Source organism: Sinomonas mesophila (assembly GCF_001999765.1).
GTDB lineage: Bacteria > Actinomycetota > Actinomycetes > Actinomycetales > Micrococcaceae > Sinomonas > Sinomonas mesophila.
In genome coordinates this window covers 51401-73726 of sequence record NZ_MTIC01000023.1, presented here as the reverse complement: position 1 = coordinate 73726, position 22326 = coordinate 51401, and the positions used below count along the sequence as shown (strand labels likewise).

Below are 22326 nucleotides of genomic sequence, written 5' to 3'. Positions count from 1 at the left end.
GGGAAACTCTAGCCGCTTGGTTCCGGCGGAGGGCCCTGAGGGCGGTATTCGTGACGAAGGGCACAGCTCTACATCGTGTAGAATTCGCGGCCTGCGGCGGCGACCGATGCGGCGAGAACCGTGTCGTTGCGCGAGATCGCGTAGTGGACCACGGCCGCGACGGCGGCACCGATGAACCACGAGAACGGCGCGAGCGCGCCGAACGCCGGAACGAGGGCGAGGATCACCGCGGGGACGGCCGAGACGGCGAAGGAGACGATGGCCTTGGCATTCCAGCCGCCCGTGTAGGCGTAGTACCCCTCCTCCCGGAACAGGTCCCGGACCACTACATGCTGCCTGCGGAGCACGTAGTAGTCGATCATGATGATGCCGAACAGCGGCCCGAGCAGCGCCCCCAGCCCGCCGAGGAAGAGGTTGACCACGACCGGGCTGTTGAACAGGTTCCAGGGGGTGATGAGGAGGGCGATCACGGCGGCGGCCAGCCCTCCCCGCCTGAAGTCGATCTTGGCCGGCCACACGTTCGAGAGGTCATAGGCCGGCGAGACGAAGTTCGCGACGACGTTGATGCCCAGCGTCGCGACCGCAAAGGTGACGGCCCCCAGCAGCATGGCCCAGATGCTGTCGATCCGCCCCACGATCTCGACGGGGTCGTAGATGTGCTCGCCGTAGACCGCGAAGGTGCCCGCGGTGACGACGACGGAGACCACGGAGAACGCCATGAAGTTCACCGGCAGCCCCCACAGATTCGCGGTCCACACGGCCTTGCGCGTCGGCGCGAAGCGGGAGAAGTCGCAGAAGTTGAGCAGGAGGGTGGAGAAGTAGGTCACCGTGAGCGCCACGGCGGCGGAGAAGGCGTGGGCGACGCCGAAGGCTGCCGTTCCGCCGGGGAGGTCGAGGGAGACGGTCCAGCCGGCGTTGGCGAGGATGTAGACGACGAGCAGGGCCATCACTGCCCACACTGCGGGCCCGGCCCAGTCCTGGAACCGCCGGATCGTCTCCATCCCGTGCCGCAGGAGGTAGAGCTGGAGCGCCCACATCAGCAGGAACCCCATCCAGCCGAGGGTCGACTCGCCGAGGAAGTCGTTCCGCGTCAGCCCCTCCAGCTCGGGCCAGACCTGCAGGGCGATGACGATGACGGCCCGCGAGGCGAGCCACGTCTGGATGCCGTACCAGGCGATGGCCACGAAGGCACGGATGAGCGCGGGCAGGTTCGCCCCGAACGTCCCGAAGGAGATCCGGGCGAGCACCGGGTAGGGGATCCCCATCTTCTGGCCCGCATAGCCGGAGAGGTTCATCAGGAGGAAGACGATGATGATCCCCACGACCAGCGCGAGAAAGACCTGCCACGCGCCGAGGCCCAGAGCGAACAGCCCGGCGGCGAAGGTGTAGCCGCCGAGCGAGTGGATGTCGGACATCCACATGGCGAAGAGCGAGTAGAAGCCCCATCTGCGGTGCTCCGCCGGCGCGAGGTCTTCGTTGTAGAGACGCGCGCTCACGTCCGGTGGGATCGGCTGAGGCATCGTCACCGCCCCCTTCCAGGGCTTCTGGCGCTGTGGATTCGGTTGTTCAGCTCACCTTCGTCAGCGGCGCGTAGCGCAGCAGGAGCCGCTTCTCCCCCACGGAGAAGCTCACCTTCGCGACGGTCTTGTCGCCGTTGCCCTCGACGCCGATCACGGTGCCGTTGCCGAACGCGGTGTGGTTGACCCGGTCTCCGACGGCGACGGCGATGACCTCCTTCTGCGGCTGCACGCGCCCGGCCTTCTGGGCGGGGCTTGCCGAGATGGTCTGGAACTGGCTGCTCCGGCTCGTCCCGGCCCCCCACGACGAGCCGCCGTAGCGCGCGTCGGAACTGCCGTAGCGGCCGAATCGATCGCTGGCGCTGCCGACGGCTGGCGGCCGCTTGGAGCCCTCGCGCTTCCAGTCGATGAGCTCGGCCGGGACCTCGCCGATGAACTGGCTCGCGGGGTAGTACTCGCTCTGGCCCCAGAGGCTGCGCACCTCGGAGCGGGTCAGGTAGAGCCGCTTGCGGGCGCGGGTGAGCCCCACGTAGGCGAGCCGCCGCTCCTCGGCGAGCTCCTCGGGGTCCGTCGCGGAGCGCCGGTGCGGGAACACGCCGTGCTCCATGCCGGTGAGGAACACCACGGGGAACTCGAGGCCCTTGGCGGTGTGCAGGGTCATGAGGGTCACGACGCCCTGCCGCCGCGCCTCGGCGACGACGGCGTCGACCTCCTCCTGGCTCGCCCCCTCGGGCGCGTCCGGGATCTGGTCCGCGTCGGCGACGAGCGAGACCTGCTCGAGGAAGTCCCCGAGCGTGCCCTCCGGGTTGTCCCGCTCGAACTCGCGCACGACGGCGACGAGCTCGGCGAGGTTCTCGACGCGGGACTCGTCCTGGGGGTCGGAGGAGGCGCGCAAGGTCGCGAGGTAGCCCGTCTGCTCGAGGACGGCCTCGAGCGACGCGGCGGCGCCCGAGCCCTCCGCCACGGCGGCGAGGTCGTCGAGGAGCTTCACGAAGGCCCGGACGGAGTTGACCGAGCGCGTGGCCATGCCGGGCGCCTCGTCGGCGCGGCGCATCGCTGCCATGAACGAGATCCGGTCCCGCTGCGCGAGCGCGGCGATCGTGCCCTCGGCCCGCTCGCCGATCCCCCGCTTCGGCTCGTTGAGCACGCGGCGGAGGTTGACGTCGTCGTCCGGGTTGACGAGCACGCGCAGGTAGGCGAGGGCGTCCTTGATCTCCTTGCGCTCGTAGAAGCGCGTGCCGCCCACGACCTTGTACGGCAGGCCCACGCGCATGAGGATCTCCTCGAGGCTGCGGGACTGCGCGTTGGTGCGGTAGAAGATGGCCACGTCGCCCGGGCGGAACTCGCCGGAGTCGGTGAGCCTGTCGATCTCCTGGGCGATGAACCGGGCCTCCTCGTGCTCGTTCTCCCCCGCGTAGCCGATGATCTTCTCGCCGTCGCCCTCCGCCGTCCAGAGGCGCTTCTCGGGGCGGTTCGGATTGCGGGAGATGACGGCGTTCGCCGCCGAGAGGATCGTCTGCGTCGAACGGTAGTTCTGCTCGAGCTTGATCGTCCGGGCCTCCGGATAGTCCTTCTCGAACTCGACGATGTTGCGGATGTCCGCGCCGCGGAACGCGTAGATGGACTGGTCCGAGTCGCCGACGACGGTGAGTTCAGCGGGCTCCGGGCCGTGCCCATCTTCCGCGGCGCCCACGATCTCCCGCACGAGCGCGTACTGCGCGTGGTTGGTGTCCTGGTACTCGTCCACGAGGACGTGCCGGAAGCGCCGGCGGTAATTCTCCGCGATCGCGGGGAAGGCGCGGAACATGTACACGGTCTGGGCGATGAGGTCGTCGAAGTCCATCGCGTTGGCCTGGCGCAGGCGGTCCGTGTAGCCCCTGTAGACCTCGGCGACGCCGGCCTCGAAGGGGTCGTTCATGTTCGCCCGGGCCGCGAAGTCCTCCGCGTCGACGAGCTCGTTCTTCAGGGCCGAGATCTTGTGCTGGACCGCCTTGGGCGCGACCTTCTTGGGGTCCAGCTCGAGGCCCTTGTGCACGAGGGTGATGAGCCGCAGGGAGTCGGCGGCGTCGTAGATCGAGAAGTTCGAGTTGAGCCCCACACTCGAGGCCTCGCGGCGCAGGATCCGCACGCACGAGGAGTGGAAGGTCGAGATCCACATCCGCTGGGCGCGCTCGCCCACGAGATGCTCGATGCGCTCGCGCATCTCCGCCGCGGCCTTGTTCGTGAAGGTGATCGCGAGGACCTCGCCGTGGTGCGCCCTGTGGGTCGCCAGGAGGTAGGCGATGCGATGCGAGAGCACGCGGGTCTTGCCCGAGCCCGCGCCCGCGACGATGAGCAGCGGACGGCCCGTGTGCGTGACGGCCTCGAGCTGCTGGGGGTTGAGGCCCTCAAGGAGCCTGGCCGCGGCGGCCTCGTCCTCGCGCCGGGCGTCCTCGGCCGGATCCGACGCCGGGAGCCAGCCCTCGGGGAGCTCCTCGCCAGCTCCGTCCTCCCCCGGGGCAGGGGGCAGCTCCTCGGCGTCCGGTTCCTGCGCGCCCCCGGGCATGCCGGGCTTGGGCACGTTGGCAAAGGGATCGAAGAGCATCTCCATGATCCCTCCATTTTAGGTGGGCCCGCCGACACTTCTGGGCAGTGCCTGCCGACCGCCGCTAGTCGCCCGTGGAATCGCGGCGAACGCCGTAGTGGTGCCCCTCACTGTCGGTCTCGACGTCGATGCCCTCGAGCTCGCGCTGCTCCTTGACGTCCTCGGGATTGTGCCCGTGCCGCTCCGCCTCGTGCGCGTCACGGCGGTTGGCCGCCCCATACACGTTGCGCAGACGCCCCATAGCCCGCATGAACGCGTGCACGCGGCTCTCCGGGGCTCCCGGCTCGTGCCGTTTCATGGTTTCCTCCTCACTCACAGCGTGTCCGGGACTCACAGCGTGTCCGGGCGCGTCGCCTGCATCGTCTCGCTGCTCGCGAACACCTTGCGCATGAGCTCGAGGACCCTGTTCCGCGACGAGAGCTGCTCGACGACGCACTGCTCGAGCCGCTCGGCGATCGAGGCTCCCACCCATTCGCGCGCGTAGATCGTGAGCGGCTCGTAGGCCGCGATGGCGTTGTACTGGACCTCGAGCGCGAGCGGCAGGACCGCGAGGTCTGCGATGGCCTCGTCGGTCTTCCGCAGCACGGCGTGCGCCTCTCGGTCGAGCCCGTCCGCAAGGTGGCCCGGTGGGACCGCGACGTTGCGCTCCAGCTCGGCGAAGAGGTCCTCGAGGACGGCGGCGTGCAGCCGCGCCTCCTCCGCCAGATCCAGGACGAGCGCATTGACCTCGCGGCGCTGGGAATGCTGCTCGAGGACGCCGAGGGTCACAATGCCCCGGCGGCTCGTGCCGCGCGCGATGCCCAGCCGGTACACGAAGAGTTCATGTGCCTCGGTGAAGTGCTCGAACATGACAGTCCCTCGCCTCCTGCTGGGGGGCGGGTGTGAGTCTGGAACACTTGGGGAACATCCGCCCCGGTCGTATGCCCATTCTCCCGCCCCCTCAGGGCGTGGGCAATGGACGGTGCCGGGGGCATCCCCCGGCACCCTGCTGGCCATCGCGCTGCGCGCCGGCCATCACCCGTCGGCGCTGCGGTGCTGCTCCGCGATGTCGGCGGGATCGGCCTCGACCACGATCTCCTCGGAGTCGAACAGCCCGTCCTCCTCGTCCCAGACCGTCAGGTCCGGCTCCACAACGAAGTCCTCGGACGGATCCTCCTCGCGGCGTGCCTGCTCGCTGTCGTTCTCGATCATGACCACGTCGTCCTCCTTCCGCTCCTCGGGTGGGTCCAGCACAGCACCGCCGATGCGGCAGGTCAAGGGCCGCTCAGGTCAGCCGCGCGGAGGCGAGCGCCGCGACGATCTCGCGCACCGCCGTCGGCCCTCCCGCGGCGAACCACGTGAGCCCGTTGACCTCGACGGTGTCGGTCGTGCCGCCCGCTGCGGTCACGATCGCCTTGCCCGGGAGCCAGTCCCACTGCGGGCACGAATGCTGGAACCAGGCCCCGATCTCCCCCGCCGCCACGCGGGCCAGGTCACACGAGCCGGACCCGAGGATCCTGATCGACGCCGAGGCGACGGCGGCGGCGTGCCACGGCATGGCCGAGAGCGGCTGCTCGAGCCAGCGCGGCTGGATCGACGTCGCCACGCCCGTCACGCCGAGCCTCTCCTCCGTGGGTCCGGCGAGCGGGCTCCCGTTGAGGGTCGCGGGCGTGTCCACGCCGCCCCGCCAGAGCTTGTCCTCCTCCGGCTGGTAGATCGCGCCGAGGAGCGGAGTCGGGTCGTCGTCGGCCGTCGAGGCATCGCCGCGCAGGGCGATCGCGGAGCACCAGTAGCTCGAACCGGTGAAGAAGTTGAGCGTGCCGTCCACCGGGTCGATCACCCACGTGCGGCCCGAGGCAGAGGCGACGGAGGCGCCCTCCTCGCCGAACACGCCGTCGTCCGGGCGGCAGCGGCGCAGCTGTCCGAGCACGTAGGCCTCGGCGGCCTTGTCCGCTGCGGTGACGATGTCCGAGACGGACGTCTTGCGCTCCGCTGTCAGGCCCGCGCGGCGCATCGCGAGGGCCAGGCCGCCCGCCGTGCGCACGAGCTCGGCGGCCAGGTCGGCGTCGGAGAGCGCGGGGTCGAGGTCGGGCAGGGAGTCAAGGGGGTTCTCAGCCACGCAGGCCAGCCTACCGGGGCCGGATAATGGAGGCATGTCCAAGACCCCCGCCCAGCGGGCCCGCAAGCACGGAAACCGCGCCGCCGTCGCCCCCGGGGCCCGCGCCGGCCAGCCTGCCAACCCGACCACGCAGCGCACCCCCCGGCAGGCCGAGGGGAACGCGAAGCTCATCATCATCGCCGGGCTCGTCGCGAGCGCGTTCATGTTCTGGTACCTGCACCTGCTCACGCTCCAGCAGATGACCCAGCTCTCCGGCGGGCTCGCCATGCCGGACTCGCTCGTCGGCGGCTTCTCCCCCGAGTACATCGCCCAGCTCGCCGGGGCCATGAATGCGGACGCGCTCGGCCAGCTCAACTACGTGCACAAGACCGCCGGCACGATCTTCCCGCTCGCCGCGGGCTTCACGTTCCTGCTCGTCTTCGGCACGTGGCTCACGGCCAAGGCGCTCCGGTGGGCGGCGTTCGCTCTCGTGGCCGCGTTCGCCGTCGTGCGGCTGTGGGGGAACGTGGCCATCGACGCGGCCCTCGCTTCGCCCGCCGACACGGGCGCGGCCGTGCTCGCCTCGGTGCTCGTCGTGCTCGGGTGGGCGTTCCTGCTGCTCATGCTCGCGGGGGCCGGCGCCACGGTGCTTGTCGCTCAGCGCCGGGCGCGCGCCGCCGCCCGGGAGGGCACGCCGAGGCGATAGGCGATCACGGCGCCCGCGAGCGCGATGCCCGCCGTGATGGGGTAGCCCATGAACCGCTCGAGCGTGCCCGGCTCTGCGACCTCCATGCGCAGCGCCCCACCGACGACCGTCGCGGCGAACGACGCCGCCCCGCACAGGAGCACGGCCCACGCCGCAGCGGTGCGGCGCAGCCACAGGACGCCCAGGACCACGAGGGCGAGAGAGCCCGCGAGGAAGTAGGCGCCCGCGCCCACGAGGTGGACAGCCTGCACGGCGTCCTGGGGAACAAGCCCGACGACGATGACGCCCGTCCCGGCGAGCCCGAGCAGGACACGCACGGCGAGGGTCGCGGCCCACGGGACGGCTGCGGCCGGATGGCCGGAGCGGACCGCGGCGACCACCGCCCGCCCGGGGCGCGGGGCACCGCCGGGGGTGCCCGCCGTCGTGCGCGCCGCGAGCGCGGCGGCGAGCCGGGCCTGCGCCCGGACCGCCGGCCCGTGGGCCGCGACGCGGAGCACCGCGGAGGTGATGAGCAGGGCGGCAAGGACCATGCCGGCACCCTGCAGCGCGAAGGAAACGTTCATGAGCGCGTGCAGCGGGGAGCAGATCTCCCGCGTGCCGTGGAGCCCGCATGAGACCTGGCCGAGGTCGCTGATGAAGCCGAGCCGCCGGCTGTACGGGACCGGCCCGGCCCACCACGCGATCGCGGCGGCCTCCGCCGCGAAGAACTGCGCGACGCTCACCGCCGACCACGCGCCCAGGTACTGCCGGACGCCGTCGACCCCGGCTATGCCCTCCCGGTCCGTTCCCCTGCTCCGCGACGCCCTCGACATGGGCCCCAGCCTAGCCACGCCGGGGCGGCGCTTGGGGCAGCGCAGAGCCGGTATGCTTGAGCGTGCCCGGAGTTCCGGGCGGGCCCCCGTAGCTCAGTAGGATAGAGCGGCCCTCTCCTAAAGGGCAGGCCATCGGTTCGATTCCGGTCGGGGGCACTTGCCGTATCCAGTGCCGGACCTGCACGCGTACCTCGCGGGGACGTGGGACGTCGAGCGGAGCCTCACGGACCGCGCCACGGGCGCGCGCGGCAGCTTCGCGGGCACCGTCGCCTTCGAGCCGACGGACGACGGCGGGCTGCGGCAGAGCGAGTCCGGCACCCTGCGCTGGGGCACGCACGAGGGCCCCGCCGAGCGCGAGTACGTGTGGGCGGCCACGGGCTCCCCCGCTGCGATGGACGTCTTCTTCCCCGACGGCAGGCCGTTCCACCGGGCCGACTTGGCCCGCGGGGCCTGCGACTCTGACCACTGGTGCTCCCCCGACGACTACCGCGTGCGCTACGAGGCCCTCGGCCCCGACGAGCTGCGGTACACCTGGGATGTGCACGGCCCGGCCAAGGACCTCCTGCTCGAGAGCACCCTCCGCCGCCGTCGCCCCCACAGCTGACCCGGGGTCACCTCCCTGCGTTGCGGGGTCACCTCCCTGCGTTGCGGGTCACCTCCCTGCGTTGCGGGGTCACCTCCTGCCACCGGGTCACCTCAGGGCCGGAAGAATGTGATCCGTCAAAAGTGGCGCGAGGTCCGGCCCGGCCTCAGCGCCGGGATCAATCCATCGCAGCTCGGCGATCTCAGCGGCTGGATGCACCTCCGCCGGGTCATGCGTCCCCGGCGCGCGGAAGACAGTGGCTTCGATATCAATGCCTGCCTCGTTGGCGGCCGCGGCGACCCATACCCCCATGGGCTCGAGGGCTGACGCCGGGACATCGATGCCGACTTCCTCGGCGAGCTCGCGGCTCGCGGCCTCGGCAGCGGTCTCGCCGGGCTCAGGCTTGCCGCCTGGATGCATGAAACGGTCTGTGCCTCGCTTGCGGACGGTCAGGAGCCGCCCCTGCGCGGAGAAGACGCAGACGGCGGAGACAACGATGCGGTCTGCCACGGTTCGAGCTTAGCCAAAGCAGTGACCCCGCGTCGCTGGGACGTGACCCCGCATCCCAGGGACGTGACCCCCCAACGCAGGGAGGTGACCCCGCATCCCAGGGACGTGACCCCCCAACGCAGGGAGGTGACCCCGCAACGGTCAAGTGATCGTGTAGTCCTCGGCGGTGGCCGACGCCTCCGCGAACTGCGTGTAGTACAGCTCGGCGTAGCGCCCCTCGGCCGCCAGCAGCTCGCCGTGCGTGCCGCGCTCGACGATCCGCCCGTCTTCCACGACGAGGATCATGTCCGCCGCGCGGATCGTCGAGAGCCGGTGCGCGATCACGACGGCGGTCCGCCCCACGAGCGCCTCGGTCAGGGCGGCCTGGACGGCCGCCTCGTTGGTCGAGTCGAGCGCCGCGGTCGCCTCGTCGAGGATCACGACCCGCGGCGACGCGAGCAGGAGCCGGGCGATCGTGAGCCGCTGGCGCTCCCCGCCGGACAGGCGGTAGCCGCGCTCGCCGACGACCGTCTCAAGGCCGTCCGGCAGCGAGCGCACCATTGCCTCAAGCCGGGCCCTGCGCAGCACGTCCCAGAGCTCGGCGTCGGTGGCCCCGGGACGGGCGAGACGGAGATTGTCCGCGATCGACTCATGGAACAGGTGGCCGTCCTGGGTCACCATGCCCACGGTGCCCCGCATCGAGGCGAAGGTCGCGTCCCGCACGTCCACGCCCCCGATCCGCACGGCGCCGGAGTCGACGTCGTACAGCCGCGCGAGCAGCTGGGCGATGGTCGACTTCCCCGCGCCGGAGGAGCCCACGATCGCGACGGTCTGGCCGGGGTCGACCCGGAACGAGACGCCGTGGAGCACCTCCTCGCCGCCGCGGGCGTCGAGGACGGCGACCTCCTCGAGCGAGGCGAGCGAGACCTTCTCCGCGCTCGGGTAGGCGAACCGCACGTCATCGAACTCGACGGCCGCCGCGTCGTCAGGCAGGGCCCGCGCGTCGGGCTTCTCGCGGATGAGCGGCGTGAGGTCTAACACCTCGAAGACACGCTCGAAGCTCACGAGCGCGCCCATGATCTCGACCCGCGCGTTCGAGAGGCTGGTGATGGGCGCGTAGAGGCGCGTCAGCAGCAGTGCGAGGACGACGACGTCGCCCGCCGCGAGGCTGCCCCCGATCGCGAGCCAGCCGCCCACCCCGTAGACGAGCGCGAGGGCGAGCGCCGAGACGAGGGTGAGCGCCGTGATGAACGTGAAGGTGAGCATCGAGCTCCGGATGCCGATGTCGCGCACGCGACTCGCACGGACCGCGAACTCACGGGACTCGTCCGCGGGCCGGCCGAAGAGCTTGATGAGCGTCGCGCCGGGGGCCGAGAACCGCTCGGTCATCTGCGTGCTCATCGCGGCGTTGTGCGCCGAGGCCTCGCGGCGGAGGTCCGCCACGCGTGAGCCCATGCGCCGGGCCGGGACGAGGAACACGGGAAGGAGCACGAGCGCCAGCACCGTGACGAGCCAGGACGTCTGGATCATGACGGCGACCGTGAGCACGAGCGCGACGGAATTGCTCACGACGCCGCTGAGTGTCCCGGCGAAGGCGGCCTGGGCTCCGATGACGTCGTTGTTGAGCCTGCTCACGAGGGCGCCCGTGCGGGTGCGGGTGAAGAACGCGACGGGCATCTTCTGGACGTGGTCGAACACGGCGCGGCGCAGGTCGAGGATCACGCCCTCGCCGATCGTCGCCGACAGCCAGCGCGTGAGCATGCCGAACGCAGCATCCGCGACGGCGACGCCGGCGATGAGCGCCGCGAGGAGCACGACCGTCTCCAGGCCCTCGCGGGCCACGATCGCGTCGACCACCCGTCCCGCGAGGATGGGAGTCGCCACGGCCAGGAAGGCCGTGACGATCGAGCACGCGACAAAGGCCACGAGCCGCAGGCGGTGCGGGCGCGCGAAGGCCAGGACCCTGCCGATGGTCTCGCGATGGAACGGGTTCCGCCCGCCGTTGTCCCGCGTGATCTGGTGCAGCGAGCTCCACGCCGCGTTGTACATGCTGCTCATAGTGCTCCCGCCGTGAGGGTCCGGACCGGAAATGAAAGGCCCGCCGACTCGCGATTGGGGGGTGCGCGAGCCGACGGGCTGCAACCAGCATAGGCCACTGCGACGGGGACGTAAAATCTACTCAGCAGCGAGCCGCAACGGCCGCACACGAGCAGTCGGACGCCGACGAGGAGGGGGGACCGTGCCCGTCTCTGCCTTGGATTTCCGGCATTGGCTGCAGGAACTCGCCCCCGGTTCGAGCGCCGCCGACGTCTCCCGGCTGTCGGGGGTCAAGCGCAGCACCCTCGCCCAGCAGCTCGTCCGCGGGCGCGTCGCGGAGGCGACCGTCGTCGCCGTCGCCCGCGCCTACGGGCAGAACCCCGTCCTCGGCCTCGCGCGCTTCGAGCCGTACCGCGAGCTCGCCGTGAGTGTTGCCCCGCCCACCGATGCCGAACTCCTGAGCCAGGTGCCCACGGCCCGTCTCCTGCACGAGCTCCTCGTCCGCGGCGAGCATGCGGGAGGGCCGCCGGCCGCGGAGCCCGTGGGCGCGCTCCCGCAGGCCGGCGCCGCCCCTGCGGCGGGCGAGCCGACCGTCCGGCAGTGGGTCGAGGCGATCGACGACGGCGAGCTGCGCCAGCGCGTGAGCCACGCCTCCGGGATCGCGCCGCAGAACTTCTCCGCCCAGCTCAGCGCCAACCGGCTCAGCCCCGAACTGGCCGTGAGCACGGCCCGCGAGGCCGGCGTCGGGCTGCGCAACGGGCTCGTGGTCACCGGCCTCGTGACGCCGCGGGAGGCGGGCTGGCCGCCCGAGGCCTTCGAGCAGGCCGTGCTGCGGCTGGCCGACGCCGACCTGGCCCTCATGGCCGCCGACAGGCTTGCCGCCCTCGGCCGGGCCCTGCGCCGCGAGGAGCGGGACGCGCATGCGACGCGCCGGGTCTGGGAGCACCTCGGATGACGTGGCTCGCCTGGACGACGTTCGCCGTGGCCCTCGTCCTCGCGCTCGTGCGCGTCCCCGCGGCCCTGCGGGGCGAGAACCGGCTCATGCTCGGCCTCTTCGCCCTCTTCGCCGCCGCGATCCTCCTGAGCATCGGCGGCCCGTACGTCGCGATCGACAGCCTGCTCGGGGGCATCAACCTCGCGAACCTTCTGCTGCGCTTCATCATCTACGGCGTGTGCCTCCTGCTCGCGGTGCGCGTCTCGCGCGCCTTCGCCGCGCGCGGCGCCGAGGGAGTCCTGCTCGGGCCGTGGGGTCTCGCCGCGCTCGCGGTCGTGGCCGCCGGGACGGTGCTGTCCTTCCTGCTGATGAACCAGATGCCCTCGAGCGTCGGGCTCTCCGCCCTCGACAACGACCCGTGGTTCGACGTCTACGCCGGGCTCGGCCGGATCTACCCGACGTTCACGGGGGTCGTCCTGCTCCCGTCCCTGTTCCGCTCCGCCCGTGGCGGGGTCCGGGGCCCGCTCCGGGCCGCCGCAGGGCTCCTCGGGACGGCCTACGTGCTGCTCGCGTGCACCAACACGTTCGTCCTCATGCCCACCGGCTGGACCGGCGTCATGCAGGTGATGAACTACGGCACCCTCCTGCTGCTCTTCTCGGGCCTCGCGGTCATCTGGATCGCCGCGGTGAGGGGCCGCCGCCGGGCCCGGACCGCGCCCGCCTGAGGCGAGCTTCCACCGCAGCGGGGCGTAGCGGAGCGTAAAAAATCCACTCGTTCGCGGAATAAAGTTCACATTTTCATTAGTCCATGCCACAATCATGATTGTGTGAGCACGGCCTGTCAGGGGGACAGGGGTTCCTTGCATTGGGGGGATGAGTGGCGGCGGCCCGCAAGGGCCGCCACCACTCAGCCATTTAAGCCGAGGCATCGTTCGGTCCCGCCCGGCTCAGGCGCCGGGCCGCCGGAACCGCAGCGTCACGATCTCGAAGGGCCGCAGGCGCAGCCTTGTCCGCCCCTCTCCGAGGTCCTCGGCCGGATGGGGTGCCCCCGCGGCGAGGGGGCGCTCGAGCAGGTCAACGGCCTCGATCGCAGCGCAAGGGAAGCCCGCGGTGACCTCGGTCACGGTGCGCGAGCCGAGCGACTCGTAGAGCCTGACGACGACATCGCCCGTACCATCCTCGGCGAGCTTGACGGCCTCGACCACCGCCGCGGGATCGGCCACGGCGACGAGGGGCTCGACAGCCCGCCCACCCCGGACCCTGCGCTCGGGCAGGTTGACGCGGTAGCCCTCGCGCACGGCGTCGGCGATCCCCGCGCCCGGCAGGACGGTCACCGTGAAGCGGTGCGTCCCGGAGTCGGCCCCGGGGTCCGGGTAGAGCGGCGACTTGAGCAGCGAGAGCCGCACCACCGTCGTCGTTCCCCCGTCCGGGCGGATGGCGTGGGTGACGTCGTGGCCGTACGTCGCGTCGTTGGCCACGGCCACGCCGTAGCCGGGCTCGCCCACGTGGATCCAGCGGTGCGCGCAGACCTCGAACCGGGCCGCGTCCCACGACGTGTTCGCGTGCACGGGCCGGAACACGTGCCCGAACTGCGTCTCGGCGGCGCTGCGCTCGGCCCGGAGGTCGAAGGGGAAGCCGAGCTTGAGCAGCTTCTGCCGCTCGTGCCAGTCCACCTCGGTCTCGATCCTCAGGGACGCCGCCCCCGGCGCGAGGACGATGCGCTGGCGCGCGCGGGAGGCGCCGAAGGGCCGCTCGACCTCGAGCACCGCCTCCCCCGGCGCCCCTTCGCCGGCGCGCACCGCGTCGGCCCGTGGGAAGGCCTCGACGCTGTGCCGGTAAAACTCGTCGAGGTCCCACGCGTCCCACTCATTGGGCGTGTCTCGGTGGAGCTGGAAGAGATTGCCCGCAGCACCGGGCGCGATGGCCTCGCGCCCCGTCGCGGCGTCCACGAGCGAGACGAGGAGGCCGCGCTCGTCGACCTCGGCCCGAACGAGCCCATTGTCGAGCAGCCAGCGGCGGCCGCCCGGCGTCGTCCGCTCCTGGACGCGCGCGGGTGGGCCGGTGCGCACGACGGCGCCCGCGGCCAGGGCGGGCACGCCGTCGCGCTCCTGCGGGGCGGCGTTGAGGAGGAACTCCGTCTCCCCCGGGCCGAGGAGCGCGCGGGCGGCCTCGGCGATGAGCCGCTCGGCGTCGCCGACGATCTCGCCGTAGATCCGCTCGGCGTCGCGGTGGACCCAGGCGATCGCGCTGCCGGGGAGGATGTCGTGGAATTGCAGCAGGAGGGTCTGGTGCCAGAGCCGACGCAGCTCGTCAGAGGGGTAGCCGGCGGCCGCGCGCACCGCCGCGACCGTGCACCAGAGCTCGGCCTCACGCAGCGCATGCTCGGCGCGCCGGTTGCCCTGCTTCGTGCGGGCCTGGGCGGTGTAGGTCCCGCGGTGCTTCTCGAGGTACATCTCCCCGACCCACACGGGCGGTGGCTGGTACTCCCGCTCGGCCTCGGCAAAGAAGATCCGGGGCGAGGCAACCTCGACCCGCGGCGAGCCCTCGAGGTCGGCCCAACGCCGCGCGGCGGCCATCATCTCGCGCGTGGGCCCGCCGCCGCCGTCGCCGTGGCCGAAGGGGATGAGGGAGAGGCTCGCCCGCCCGTGCTCGCGGAAGTTCCGCTCGGCGTGCGCGAGGTCGGAGGCGCGCAGGTCGGAGTTGTAGGTATCCGCGGGCGGGAAGTGCGTGAAGACGCGCGAGCCGTCGATGCCCTCCCACAGGAAGGTGTGGTGGGGGAAGCGGTTGATCTGGTTCCAGGAGATCTTCTGCGTCAGGAACCAGCGGTTCCCCGCCGAGCGCGCGATCTGCGGGAGCGCCGCGGAGTAGCCGAACGTGTCCGGGAGCCACGTCTCCTCGCATTCGACGCCGAGCTGCTCGAGGAAGTAGCGCTTGCCCTCCAGGAACTGCCGGGCCATGGCCTCGCCGCCGGGCATGTTCGTGTCCGACTCGACCCACATACCGCCCACGGGGACGAAGCGGCCGTCGGCGATCCTCTCCTTGATCCGGTCGAAGAGCTCCGGGTAGTCAGCCTGGATCCAGGCGAACTGCTGGGCGGAGGAACAGGCGAAGACGAAGTCAGGGTCCTCGTCCATGAGGGCGATGACGTTGGAGAACGTGCGGGCGCACTTGCGCCTAGTCTCGCGCAAGGGCCACAGCCACGCGGAGTCGATGTGCGCGTGGCCCGTGGCGACGAGCCTGTGGGCGCTCGCCGAGGCCGGCTCGGCAAGCACCTCAGCGAGGGCCTCGCGCCCCGCGGCGGCCGTGCCGGCGACGTCGTATGGATCCACGGCGTCCGCCATCCTCTCGAGCGCGCGCAGGATCCTATGGCGGCGGGGCCTGTCGTCGGGGAGCTCGTGCATGAGCCCGCTCAGGCACGTCACATCCTGAACGAGCTCCCACGCGGTCGTGTCCCGCTCGGCGAGCACGAGCCTGCCGAGCCGGTAGAGCGCCTCGGGGCCCGCGGTCTCGCGGGCGCCGAGCGGCGTGGGCTGGAAGGTCCAGCCCTGGGCGATGTCGGGGTTGGCCGCCGCCTCGACGTAGAACTCCAGCCGCGGCCCGCCGCCGAGAAGCGCGACCGGGACGTAGTGGTTGCGCGGGTTGAGGGCCTTGGCGGTCGTGCCGTCGGAGCGCCATACGAGCCCCTCGCACTGGAAGCCGGGCAGCTGGTGGCTGAATCCGAGGTCGACGATGGCCTCCACGTCGGTGCCCGGCCCTCCCCAGCCGTCAGGGACCTCGGCCGTGAGCCGGAGCCACGTCGTGCCCCAGGCGGCCCCCCAGGCGTCCCCGGAAGCTGCCGGCGAGTACCTCTGGGCGAACGCCTCCTCGGCACGGACGGGCTCGCCGGGGGCATCCCACCGCTCGACGCCGAGCGCGAGTGCCCGGCGGTAGATGGCCGGTTGGAGGCGCTCGCGGAGGAACCTGTCGACGCGGGCCTCGGTGATGCGCCGGTCGTCATGCACGGAATGATCCAATCAGTTGACTAACCTCTTGGCATTCCAACCTACTCTGCCGTAGGCCCCAGCGGAACCCCCTTTCCCCACTCCCGTTTCGGGTACGTATCTCGACGCGTTTTCGCCCTCCCGGGTACGCAGAGATGTACCCGAAAGGGCGAATCGGCGACGAGATACGTACCCGAAACGTCGGGGGTGGTCGTCTGGGTCAGGAGGTGGGGAAGCGGTCGTGGCCCGCGTAGACGTTGAAGCCCGTGCCCCGGCTGAAGCCGACCAGGGTCACGCCGGACTCCTCCGCGAGCTCGGCCGCGAGCGACGACGGCGCGCTCACCGCGGCGAGCACGGGGATCCCAGCCATCGCGGCCTTCTGGACAAGCTCGAACGACGCCCGGCCGGAGACCTGCAGGACCGTCCCGCGCAGGGGCAGCATGCCCTCGCGCAGCGCCCAGCCCACGACCTTGTCCACGGCGTTGTGCCGCCCCACGTCCTCGCGCACGCACAGCAGCTCTGCCCGCGCGCCGTCGTCCTCGATGCGGAACAGCCCGGCGGCGTGCACCCCGCCCGTCCGGTCGAAGAGCGCCTGCGCCTCGCGCAGTCGGTCGGGCAGGGCGGCGACGACGCCCGGGTCCAGCCGCACACCGTCGTCCGCCGGGCCGTGATGTCCGGCGCGGCGAACGGCCTCGATCGAGTCCGTCCCGCAGATCCCGCACGAGCTCGAGGTGTAGACGTTCCGGCCGATCTCCGGCGCGACGACGCCCGGCCGCAGCTGGGCCTCGACGACGTTGAAGGTCTGCACGCCGTTCTCGTCCTCGCCCGCGCAGAAGCGCTCCGCGACGAGCTGCCCAGGCTCCCAGATGACACCTTCGGACACGAGGAAGCCGGCGACGAGGTCGAAGTCGTGCCCCGGCGTGCGCATGGTGACGCTGTAGGACATGGTCCCGGCGGGGGACGTCAGCCGGATCTCGAGGGGCTCCTCGACGGCGAGCACGTCCTCACGATGGCGCACGGGATGCTCGCTGCCCAGGACATAGCGGTGCACCCGGCGCCGCTGGCTCAGCCTGCCCACGACTGCATCCTAGCTCAGCTGGCCCACACGGGCCTCGTCACCGCTGGGCACGTGCGGCTCGAACCGGACCGTGAGGGCCTTGAAGCCCGGGGTGTTCGACTCGCGGGCCACGAGGTCGCGGTGGACGAGGACGTTCGCCTCGGGGAAGTAGGCCGCAGCGCAGCCCCGCGCCGTCGGGTAGGAGATGAGCCGGAAGCGGTCGGCCCGCCGCTCCTCACCGCGGAAGACGCTCACGACGTCGACGAGCTGGCGGTCCTCGAAGCCGAGCTCGGCCAAGTCCTCGGGGTGGACGAGGACGACGCGTCGGCCGTCGCGGATGCCGCGGTAGCGGTCGTCGACGCCGTAGAACGTCGTGTTGTACTGGTCGTGGCTGCGCACCGTCTGGAGGATGAGGTGCCCCTTGGGGGCCTCGAGGTACTCGAGCGGGCGCACCGAGAACTGGGCCTTGCCCTGGTCCGTCGCGAACGTGCGGGTGTCGCGCGGCGGGTTCGGCAGGACGAAGCCGTTCTTCGTGCGGATGCGCTCGTTGAAGTCCTGGAAGCCCGGGATGACGCGTGAGATGTGGTCGCGGATGACGTCGTAGTCCTCGGCCATCGCGCGCCAGTCAACCGCGTGGTCCTCGCCGAGGGTCGCGGCAGCCATGCGGGCGACGATGACCGGCTCGGAGAGCAGGTGGTCCGAGATGGGCTCGAGCCGACCCTGGGTCGAGTGAACGCAGGACATCGAGTCCTCGACCGAGAGGAACTGCTTCCCGCCCGGGTGCTTGTCGTCCCGGTCGGTCCGCCCCAGCGTGGGCAGGATGAGCGAGGTCTTGCCGGCCACGATGTGCGAGCGATTGGGCTTGGTCGAGATGTGGACCGTGAGGCCCGCATTCTGCATGCCGGCCTCGAGGCCCTCGGTCTCGGAGTTCGCCTGGGCGAAGTTGCCACCCATCTGCACGAACACGTCGACTTCCCCCGCCTCGAAGGCGTGGAGGGTCTCGGTCGAGTCGAACCCGTGGTGCCGCGGGGACGTGATACCGAACTCCTTGTCCAGTGCCTCGAGCAGCCACTCCTTGGGCTTCTCCCAGATGCCCATCGTGCGGTCGCCCTGGACGTTGGAATGACCCCGCACGGGGCACGCGCCGGCGCCCGGCTTGCCGAAGTTGCCCTGCAGGAGCAGGAGGTTGATGATCTCCCGGATCGTGTCCACGGAGTGCGGCTGCTGCGTGACCCCGAGGGCCCAGCAGATGATCGTGCCCTTCGAGCGTGCGAGCATGCCGGCGACCTCGGAGATCGCCAGACGCGAGAGGCCTGTGGCCTTCTCGGTCTCCTCCCAGTCGATCGTCGCGCGGGCCGCGGCGTAGGCCTCGAAGCCCTCGGTCTGCGACTCCACGAACGCGCGGTCGACGATCGTGCCGGGGGCGCGCTTCTCCTCCTCGAGCAGGAGGTGGCCGAGGGCCTGGAACAGCGCGAGGTCGCCGCCGACCTTGATCTGCAGGAACTCGTCGGCGATCGAGACCCCGTCGCCCACGACGCCGGCCACAGTCTGCGGGTCTTTGAAGTTCAGCAGCCCTGCCTCGGGGAGGGGGTTCACGGCGACGACCTTGCCGCCGCCGGCCTTGCAGTCGGCCAGCGCCGAGAGCATGCGCGGGTGGTTCGTGCCCGGGTTCTGGCCGACGACGAACACGAGCTCGGCGCGGTGGATGTCCTCGAGCGAGACGGTGCCCTTGCCGATCCCGATCGTCGGGTTGAGGGCGGAGCCGGAGGACTCGTGGCACATGTTCGAGCAGTCCGGGAGGTTGTTCGTCCCGACGCTGCGCGCGAAGAGCTGGTACATGAACGCGGTCTCGTTCGCCGTGCGGCCCGAGGTGTAGAAGACGCAGCGGTCCGGCGTCGAGGCCCGGATGTGCTCGCCGACGAGCTCGAAGGCGTCAGTCCACGAGATCCGCCGGTAGCGGTCGTCGCCGGGGCGCAGGACGACCGGCTCGGTGAGGCGGCCCTGCTTGCTGAGCCAGTAGTCGGTCTTGTCCTTGAGCGTCTCGAGGGGGTGCGCCTCCCACCACTCCGGAGTCACGGCAGAGACCGATGCCTCCTCGGCCACCGCCTTGGCGCCGTTCTCGCAGAACTCAGCCGCCTTGCGCCGCCCGTCCGACTCCGGCCACGCGCAGCCGGGGCAGTCGAAGCCGCCGCGCTGGTTGAGGCGCAGGAGCGCCCGGGCCGTGCGGGCCGGACCGGCCTGCTCGAGCCCGCGCTGGAGGGCCACGGTCACGGCCTTGAGCCCGGCCGCCGCGGTCTCGGGGGCCTCGACGTGGAGGGAATCCTCATTGATGTCCGTCACGGGCGAGTTGTGAGTCATGCAACCTATCGTGCTATGCGGAACAAATTCGCGGTAGGGGGTTCCACGATGCGGGCGTCCCCCTGCCATCCTCAGCCATCGAGGGCGCTCCAGTCCACAGGGTCCTTCGACGCCACCGAACGCCGCTTCGCCCTGCCCTGCCCGGCCCCGCCCGACGACGGCGCGGCGAGCGGCCGCCCCCACGGGAGCGGCAGGCACGGGACGGGTTCGCCCAGCTCGGCTCCGTGCGGCGGGACGACCATGAGGCCATCCGCCGAGGCCAGTCCGCGCAGCATCCCCGAGCCGACGCCCGTCGCCGGCGAGGCCATGCCGTAGACCCGCCGGAACGGGATCACCCGGGTGCGCTTGAGCTCGGCCTCGAACACCTCGCCGCTCGGAAGCTCGACGGCGGCGAGCGGCTCGCGTCCCGACAGCGCCGCAAGCAGCGGCTCGCCGACGGTGACGAGCCCCACGATGGCCGCAAGGGGATTCCCCGGCAGGCCGAGGAAGAACCTGCCGTCGGGAAGCTCGGCGAGGACCGTCGGGTGGCCGGGGCGCATCGCCACGCCGTCGACGAGGAGGCGCCCGCCCATCGCGGCGACCGTCTCGCGGAAGTAGTCGGTGCCGCCCTTGCCGGTGCCACCGGTGGTGATGACGACGTCGGGCGGCGCCGCGCCGTCGTGCTCCGCAAGTGCCGCCGCCCACTCCTCGGCGCCGTCGCCAATCTTCTCGTGGCCCACGAGGATGCCGCCGTAGGCCTCGAGCAGCGGCGGGATGAGGAAGCTGAAGACGTCCCGGACGCGGCCCGGACCCGGCAGCCCGCTCTCCTCGACCTCCCCGCCGGTGCGGACGAGGGTCACGAGTGGCCGGCCGGTGACGCGGAGCGTGTCGTAGCCCGCGAGGGCGGCCAGGGCCACCTGGGCGGGCCCGAGCACGGTCCCCGCCGGCAGCAGGGTCTCCCCCTCCTTGGCCTCCTGGCCCGCGGGGCGGATGTCGGCGCCGCCGCCGGGCGACCCGGGAGGCGCGCCCGGCCCCGTCCGCAGGTGCGGGAGACCGTCCTCGTCGGGGACGACCTCGCCGCGCTCGCGGCGCAGGACGGCGCGCGTGCCCGGCGGCAGGGCACCGCCGGTGACGATCGGGCTCGCCTGGTGCGCGGTGAGCGGCTCGCCCGGCTCGGCGAGGATCCAGGGGCCGGTGCCGCTCACGGCCCAGCCGTCCATGGCCGAGGACGCGTAGTGTGGCATGTCCCGCAGGGCGGTCAGGTCCTCGGCGAGCGTGCGGCCCGCGGCGCGGGCGAGCGGGACCTCGGACGGCGGGAGCGGACCGGCCCCCCGGGCGGCGGCCTCGCGCGCCTCCGTCCAGGTGTGCTCGAGCGCGTGGTGGTGGGAGTCGGCCGCGTCGGAGCCGGCCGTCATCCCTCGGTCCCGGCCGCCCCGTGTGCCTTCGCGAGGCTCAGGGCGGCCTGTATCGCGGACTCCATGGCGGGCCGTTCGTCGGCCTGGCCGCGGCCGACGGCGAGCCCGGCAGCGTAGGCGGCGATGAACGTCGTCAGCGGGGCGGCGGGGCGGACCACCCGGTGGGCGGCGACGCCGGCAAGGCCGAGGATGGCGCCGATGTCGATCTGCACGTCCTCCAGGCCCAGCTCGTCGAGGAGCCGGTCGCTCCACGAGCGCAGGAGCGCGTCCAGGTCCGGGGTGTCGTTCGGGCGGGCGGCGCCGGCCGCATCGGTGCCGGCGTCGTCCGCACGGCCTGCGCCTGTCGAAGGCTCGCTCATCGGGGGTCCTCTCGCCGTGCCGCGGCCCCCGGCGACTCCGGGCGGCCGATGCCCCAGCGCTCGGCGGCCTCCCAGGTGTCGACGTCGTCGGACAGGCCCGGCGGCAGCGGCAGGGGCAGCAGGTCAAGCCTAGCAACGAGCTCGCGCAGGGGCCGGTCGGCGAGGCCCTTCTCGCGCTCGATCTCCGCGACGGCTCGCTCGAGCGGCCCGCGCCGGTAGAGCGCAAGGAGCGGCTGGTTCCTCCCCGACTCGTCCTGGCCCACGATCCCGTCGACGGCCGGATCCGCCGCCGCGGCCCCGAGGAGCAGGGCGACCGCCTCGCCCACGCGCGGCAGGTCTGCGGCGAGCAGCGCCGTCCAGGGACCGCCGTCGGGGCCCGCCCCCGCGGAGGACAGGGCGGCGAGCCCTGTCCCGAGCGCCGCGAGCGGGCCGCCGAAGCGAGGCTCCTCGAGGGCGTAGACGACGCGCCGGGGCGAGGGCCTGCCCGCCGGCATGGCGGCAGTCCGCGGCGGCCCGCCGAGCTCCCCGGGCCCGGGGCCGACGACGACGGCCATCCGCGCAGCGCGCACCGCACCGAGGGCGCGCTCAAGGAGCGAGAGACCGGCGTAGTCGAGCTGCGGCTTGGGGTATCCGCCGAGGCGTGTGGCCCGGCCGCCCGCGAGCACGACGGCATCAAACTCCAGACCCACCGCGCCGGTGGCCCCGGGATCCGTCCCGTTCAGGCCGCCGACTCCGGAGCGAGGAAGGGGCTCCACTGCTCGACGGGCTTCTCGAGCTCCTTGATCTGCCAGAACGTCCCGGCCGGAGGGGCGGGCGTGAAGCGCAGCTTCCAGCCCATCTCCCCGGGGGTGTGGTCACCCTTGACGTTGTTGCAGCGCAGACAGCATGCCACGAGGTTCTCCCACGAGTCCGCGCCCCCGCGGGAGCGGGGCAGGACGTGGTCCACGGTGTGTGCCGCCTTGCCGCAGTACGCGCATGTGTGCCCGTCGCGACGGAGCACCCCGCGTCTCGTGACGGCGGTGGCGTAGGTTCGGCGGGGCCTGATGTACCGGTTCAGCAGGATCACCGACGGGCGGCCCAGCACCTCGCGCGGTCCGACGACTGGATCGCCGTCTTCCGCGACAATGCTCGCCTTGCCGGCGAGCACGAGCACGAGCGCCCGGCGGAAGGTGACAACCGCGAGCGGTTCATATCCTGCATTCAGAACGAGTGTGCGCATGCGCGTTCCTCTTAACGGCCGCACCCGGTCAGGGGCACAGGGCCGGCTGCCCTGTGCGTAGCCGGGCTGGATCGACTCTTCCAGCCTACTGAACGCGTCAACCGTTCACCGAACACAGGGGCTGCCCGAGCCAAGGTGTCCGCGAACGTTCACATGCGCGACACCTGCCGCTCGTCCTCCCCGGAACGCACAGGACGCCCCCTCCTGAAGCGGAGGGGGC

The 22326-nt window shown here is 71.9% G+C and carries 20 protein-coding genes and 1 tRNA gene; 5 read left to right on the top strand and 16 right to left on the bottom strand.

Annotation, left to right across the window (positions count from 1 at the left end; all coding sequences use genetic code 11):
* Window positions 1-68: 68 nt before the first annotated feature.
* The 6 genes from BV907_RS16470 to BV907_RS16445 all read right to left on the bottom strand — a co-directional run bounded on the left by BV907_RS16470 (window position 69) and on the right by BV907_RS16445 (window position 6199).
* Window positions 69-1520 (bottom strand): NCS1 family nucleobase:cation symporter-1, encoded by a 1452-nt coding sequence (locus tag BV907_RS16470; RefSeq protein ID WP_077490857.1) that lies wholly within the window; start codon window positions 1518-1520, stop codon window positions 69-71.
* A 46-nt stretch (window positions 1521-1566) separates the two neighbouring features.
* Window positions 1567-4107, bottom strand: coding sequence for a DNA helicase PcrA (pcrA, locus tag BV907_RS16465; protein WP_077490821.1), 2541 nt, complete (start codon window positions 4105-4107; stop codon window positions 1567-1569).
* 58 nt (window positions 4108-4165) lie between these two features.
* Complete coding sequence (locus tag BV907_RS16460; protein WP_077490820.1) at window positions 4166-4399, bottom strand: hypothetical protein; 234 nt, start codon at window positions 4397-4399, stop codon at window positions 4166-4168.
* Between the two features lie 32 nt (window positions 4400-4431).
* Window positions 4432-4950, bottom strand: coding sequence for a DUF892 family protein (locus BV907_RS16455; RefSeq protein ID WP_175637501.1), 519 nt, complete (start codon window positions 4948-4950; stop codon window positions 4432-4434).
* A 165-nt stretch (window positions 4951-5115) separates the two neighbouring features.
* Window positions 5116-5298 (bottom strand): hypothetical protein, encoded by a 183-nt coding sequence (locus BV907_RS16450; protein WP_077490818.1) that lies wholly within the window; start codon window positions 5296-5298, stop codon window positions 5116-5118.
* Window positions 5299-5365: 67 nt separating this feature from the next.
* A complete protein-coding gene (locus BV907_RS16445) occupies window positions 5366-6199 on the bottom strand; it encodes an inositol monophosphatase family protein (RefSeq protein ID WP_245828038.1) in 834 nt (277 codons plus the stop codon).
* 34 nt (window positions 6200-6233) lie between these two features.
* On the opposite strand from BV907_RS16445, the gene BV907_RS16440 reads away from it, so the two are divergent.
* On the top strand, window positions 6234-6884 hold the full coding sequence (locus BV907_RS16440; RefSeq protein WP_077490816.1) for a hypothetical protein: 651 nt from the start codon (window positions 6234-6236) through the stop codon (window positions 6882-6884).
* On the opposite strand, the gene BV907_RS16435 is transcribed toward BV907_RS16440, so the two are convergent.
* The gene (locus BV907_RS16435) at window positions 6836-7696 is read right to left on the bottom strand and encodes a hypothetical protein (protein ID WP_077490815.1); all 861 of its coding nucleotides are present in this window, start codon (window positions 7694-7696) and stop codon (window positions 6836-6838) included. The genes BV907_RS16440 and BV907_RS16435 overlap by 49 nt on opposite strands.
* A gap of 82 nt (window positions 7697-7778) precedes the next feature.
* On the opposite strand from BV907_RS16435, the gene BV907_RS16430 reads away from it, so the two are divergent.
* Window positions 7779-7852: transfer RNA gene (locus tag BV907_RS16430), tRNA-Arg, on the top strand.
* Window positions 7853-7865: 13 nt separating this feature from the next.
* Window positions 7866-8300 (top strand): DUF6314 family protein, encoded by a 435-nt coding sequence (locus tag BV907_RS16425; protein ID WP_245828037.1) that lies wholly within the window; start codon window positions 7866-7868, stop codon window positions 8298-8300.
* 87 nt (window positions 8301-8387) lie between these two features.
* On the opposite strand, the gene BV907_RS16420 is transcribed toward BV907_RS16425, so the two are convergent.
* Together BV907_RS16420 and BV907_RS16415 are read right to left on the bottom strand one after the other, a co-directional pair.
* Window positions 8388-8789: an NUDIX hydrolase gene (locus tag BV907_RS16420; RefSeq protein ID WP_077490813.1), complete on the bottom strand. Its 402-nt coding sequence runs from the start codon at window positions 8787-8789 to the stop codon at window positions 8388-8390.
* Window positions 8790-8930: 141 nt separating this feature from the next.
* Window positions 8931-10826, bottom strand: coding sequence for an ABC transporter ATP-binding protein (locus BV907_RS16415; protein ID WP_077490812.1), 1896 nt, complete (start codon window positions 10824-10826; stop codon window positions 8931-8933).
* Window positions 10827-11007: 181 nt separating this feature from the next.
* Between BV907_RS16415 and BV907_RS16410 the strand changes: the two genes are divergently transcribed.
* Window positions 11008-11760: a hypothetical protein gene (locus BV907_RS16410; RefSeq protein ID WP_077490811.1), complete on the top strand. Its 753-nt coding sequence runs from the start codon at window positions 11008-11010 to the stop codon at window positions 11758-11760.
* Window positions 11757-12464, top strand: coding sequence for a hypothetical protein (locus BV907_RS16405; RefSeq protein ID WP_077490810.1), 708 nt, complete (start codon window positions 11757-11759; stop codon window positions 12462-12464). The genes BV907_RS16410 and BV907_RS16405 overlap by 4 nt, the downstream gene beginning before the upstream one ends.
* A 222-nt stretch (window positions 12465-12686) precedes the next feature.
* Here BV907_RS16405 and BV907_RS16400 read toward each other — a convergent pair whose 3' ends face one another.
* The 7 genes from BV907_RS16400 to BV907_RS16370 all read right to left on the bottom strand — a co-directional run bounded on the left by BV907_RS16400 (window position 12687) and on the right by BV907_RS16370 (window position 22106).
* Window positions 12687-15740, bottom strand: a complete 3054-nt coding sequence (locus tag BV907_RS16400; protein ID WP_077490809.1) for an alpha-mannosidase — start codon at window positions 15738-15740, stop codon at window positions 12687-12689.
* 199 nt (window positions 15741-15939) lie between these two features.
* Window positions 15940-16797 carry a formate dehydrogenase accessory sulfurtransferase FdhD gene (fdhD, locus tag BV907_RS16395; RefSeq protein WP_077490808.1) on the bottom strand — a complete coding sequence of 286 codons (858 nt, stop codon included), beginning with the start codon at window positions 16795-16797 and terminating at the stop codon, window positions 15940-15942.
* A 9-nt stretch (window positions 16798-16806) separates the two neighbouring features.
* Window positions 16807-19134 carry an FdhF/YdeP family oxidoreductase gene (locus BV907_RS16390; RefSeq protein ID WP_077490807.1) on the bottom strand — a complete coding sequence of 776 codons (2328 nt, stop codon included), beginning with the start codon at window positions 19132-19134 and terminating at the stop codon, window positions 16807-16809.
* A 71-nt stretch (window positions 19135-19205) separates the two neighbouring features.
* Entirely contained in the window at window positions 19206-20528 is a 1323-nt protein-coding gene (locus BV907_RS16385; protein WP_077490806.1) for a molybdopterin molybdotransferase MoeA, read from the bottom strand.
* A complete protein-coding gene (locus BV907_RS16380; protein WP_245828036.1) occupies window positions 20525-20887 on the bottom strand; it encodes a DUF6457 domain-containing protein in 363 nt (120 codons plus the stop codon). The genes BV907_RS16385 and BV907_RS16380 overlap by 4 nt, the downstream gene beginning before the upstream one ends.
* The gene (locus BV907_RS16375; RefSeq protein ID WP_245828035.1) at window positions 20884-21642 is read right to left on the bottom strand and encodes an NTP transferase domain-containing protein; all 759 of its coding nucleotides are present in this window, start codon (window positions 21640-21642) and stop codon (window positions 20884-20886) included. The genes BV907_RS16380 and BV907_RS16375 overlap by 4 nt, the downstream gene beginning before the upstream one ends.
* Window positions 21606-22106 carry an HNH endonuclease gene (locus BV907_RS16370; RefSeq protein WP_077490805.1) on the bottom strand — a complete coding sequence of 167 codons (501 nt, stop codon included), beginning with the start codon at window positions 22104-22106 and terminating at the stop codon, window positions 21606-21608. Before BV907_RS16370 ends, BV907_RS16375 begins: the two co-directional genes overlap by 37 nt.
* Between the last annotated feature and the right edge of the window lie 220 nt (window positions 22107-22326).

Bases quoted from the DNA above. Each gene is read 5' to 3' on its own strand.
- BV907_RS16390 (WP_077490807.1), bottom strand. From the start codon at position 19,134: ATGACTCACAACTCGCCCGTGACGGACATCAATGAGGATTCCCTCCAC.
- BV907_RS16370 (WP_077490805.1), bottom strand. From the start codon at position 22,106: ATGCGCACACTCGTTCTGAATGCAGGATATGAACCGCTCGCGGTTGTC.
- BV907_RS16435 (WP_077490815.1), bottom strand. From the start codon at position 7,696: ATGTCGAGGGCGTCGCGGAGCAGGGGAACGGACCGGGAGGGCATAGCC.
- BV907_RS16455 (WP_175637501.1), bottom strand. From the start codon at position 4,950: ATGTTCGAGCACTTCACCGAGGCACATGAACTCTTCGTGTACCGGCTG.
- BV907_RS16415 (WP_077490812.1), bottom strand. From the start codon at position 10,826: ATGAGCAGCATGTACAACGCGGCGTGGAGCTCGCTGCACCAGATCACG.
- pcrA (WP_077490821.1), bottom strand. From the start codon at position 4,107: ATGGAGATGCTCTTCGATCCCTTTGCCAACGTGCCCAAGCCCGGCATG.
- BV907_RS16385 (WP_077490806.1), bottom strand. From the start codon at position 20,528: ATGACGGCCGGCTCCGACGCGGCCGACTCCCACCACCACGCGCTCGAG.
- BV907_RS16380 (WP_245828036.1), bottom strand. From the start codon at position 20,887: ATGAGCGAGCCTTCGACAGGCGCAGGCCGTGCGGACGACGCCGGCACC.
- BV907_RS16460 (WP_077490820.1), bottom strand. From the start codon at position 4,399: ATGAAACGGCACGAGCCGGGAGCCCCGGAGAGCCGCGTGCACGCGTTC.
- BV907_RS16470 (WP_077490857.1), bottom strand. From the start codon at position 1,520: ATGCCTCAGCCGATCCCACCGGACGTGAGCGCGCGTCTCTACAACGAA.
- BV907_RS16440 (WP_077490816.1), top strand. From the start codon at position 6,234: ATGTCCAAGACCCCCGCCCAGCGGGCCCGCAAGCACGGAAACCGCGCC.
- BV907_RS16405 (WP_077490810.1), top strand. From the start codon at position 11,757: ATGACGTGGCTCGCCTGGACGACGTTCGCCGTGGCCCTCGTCCTCGCG.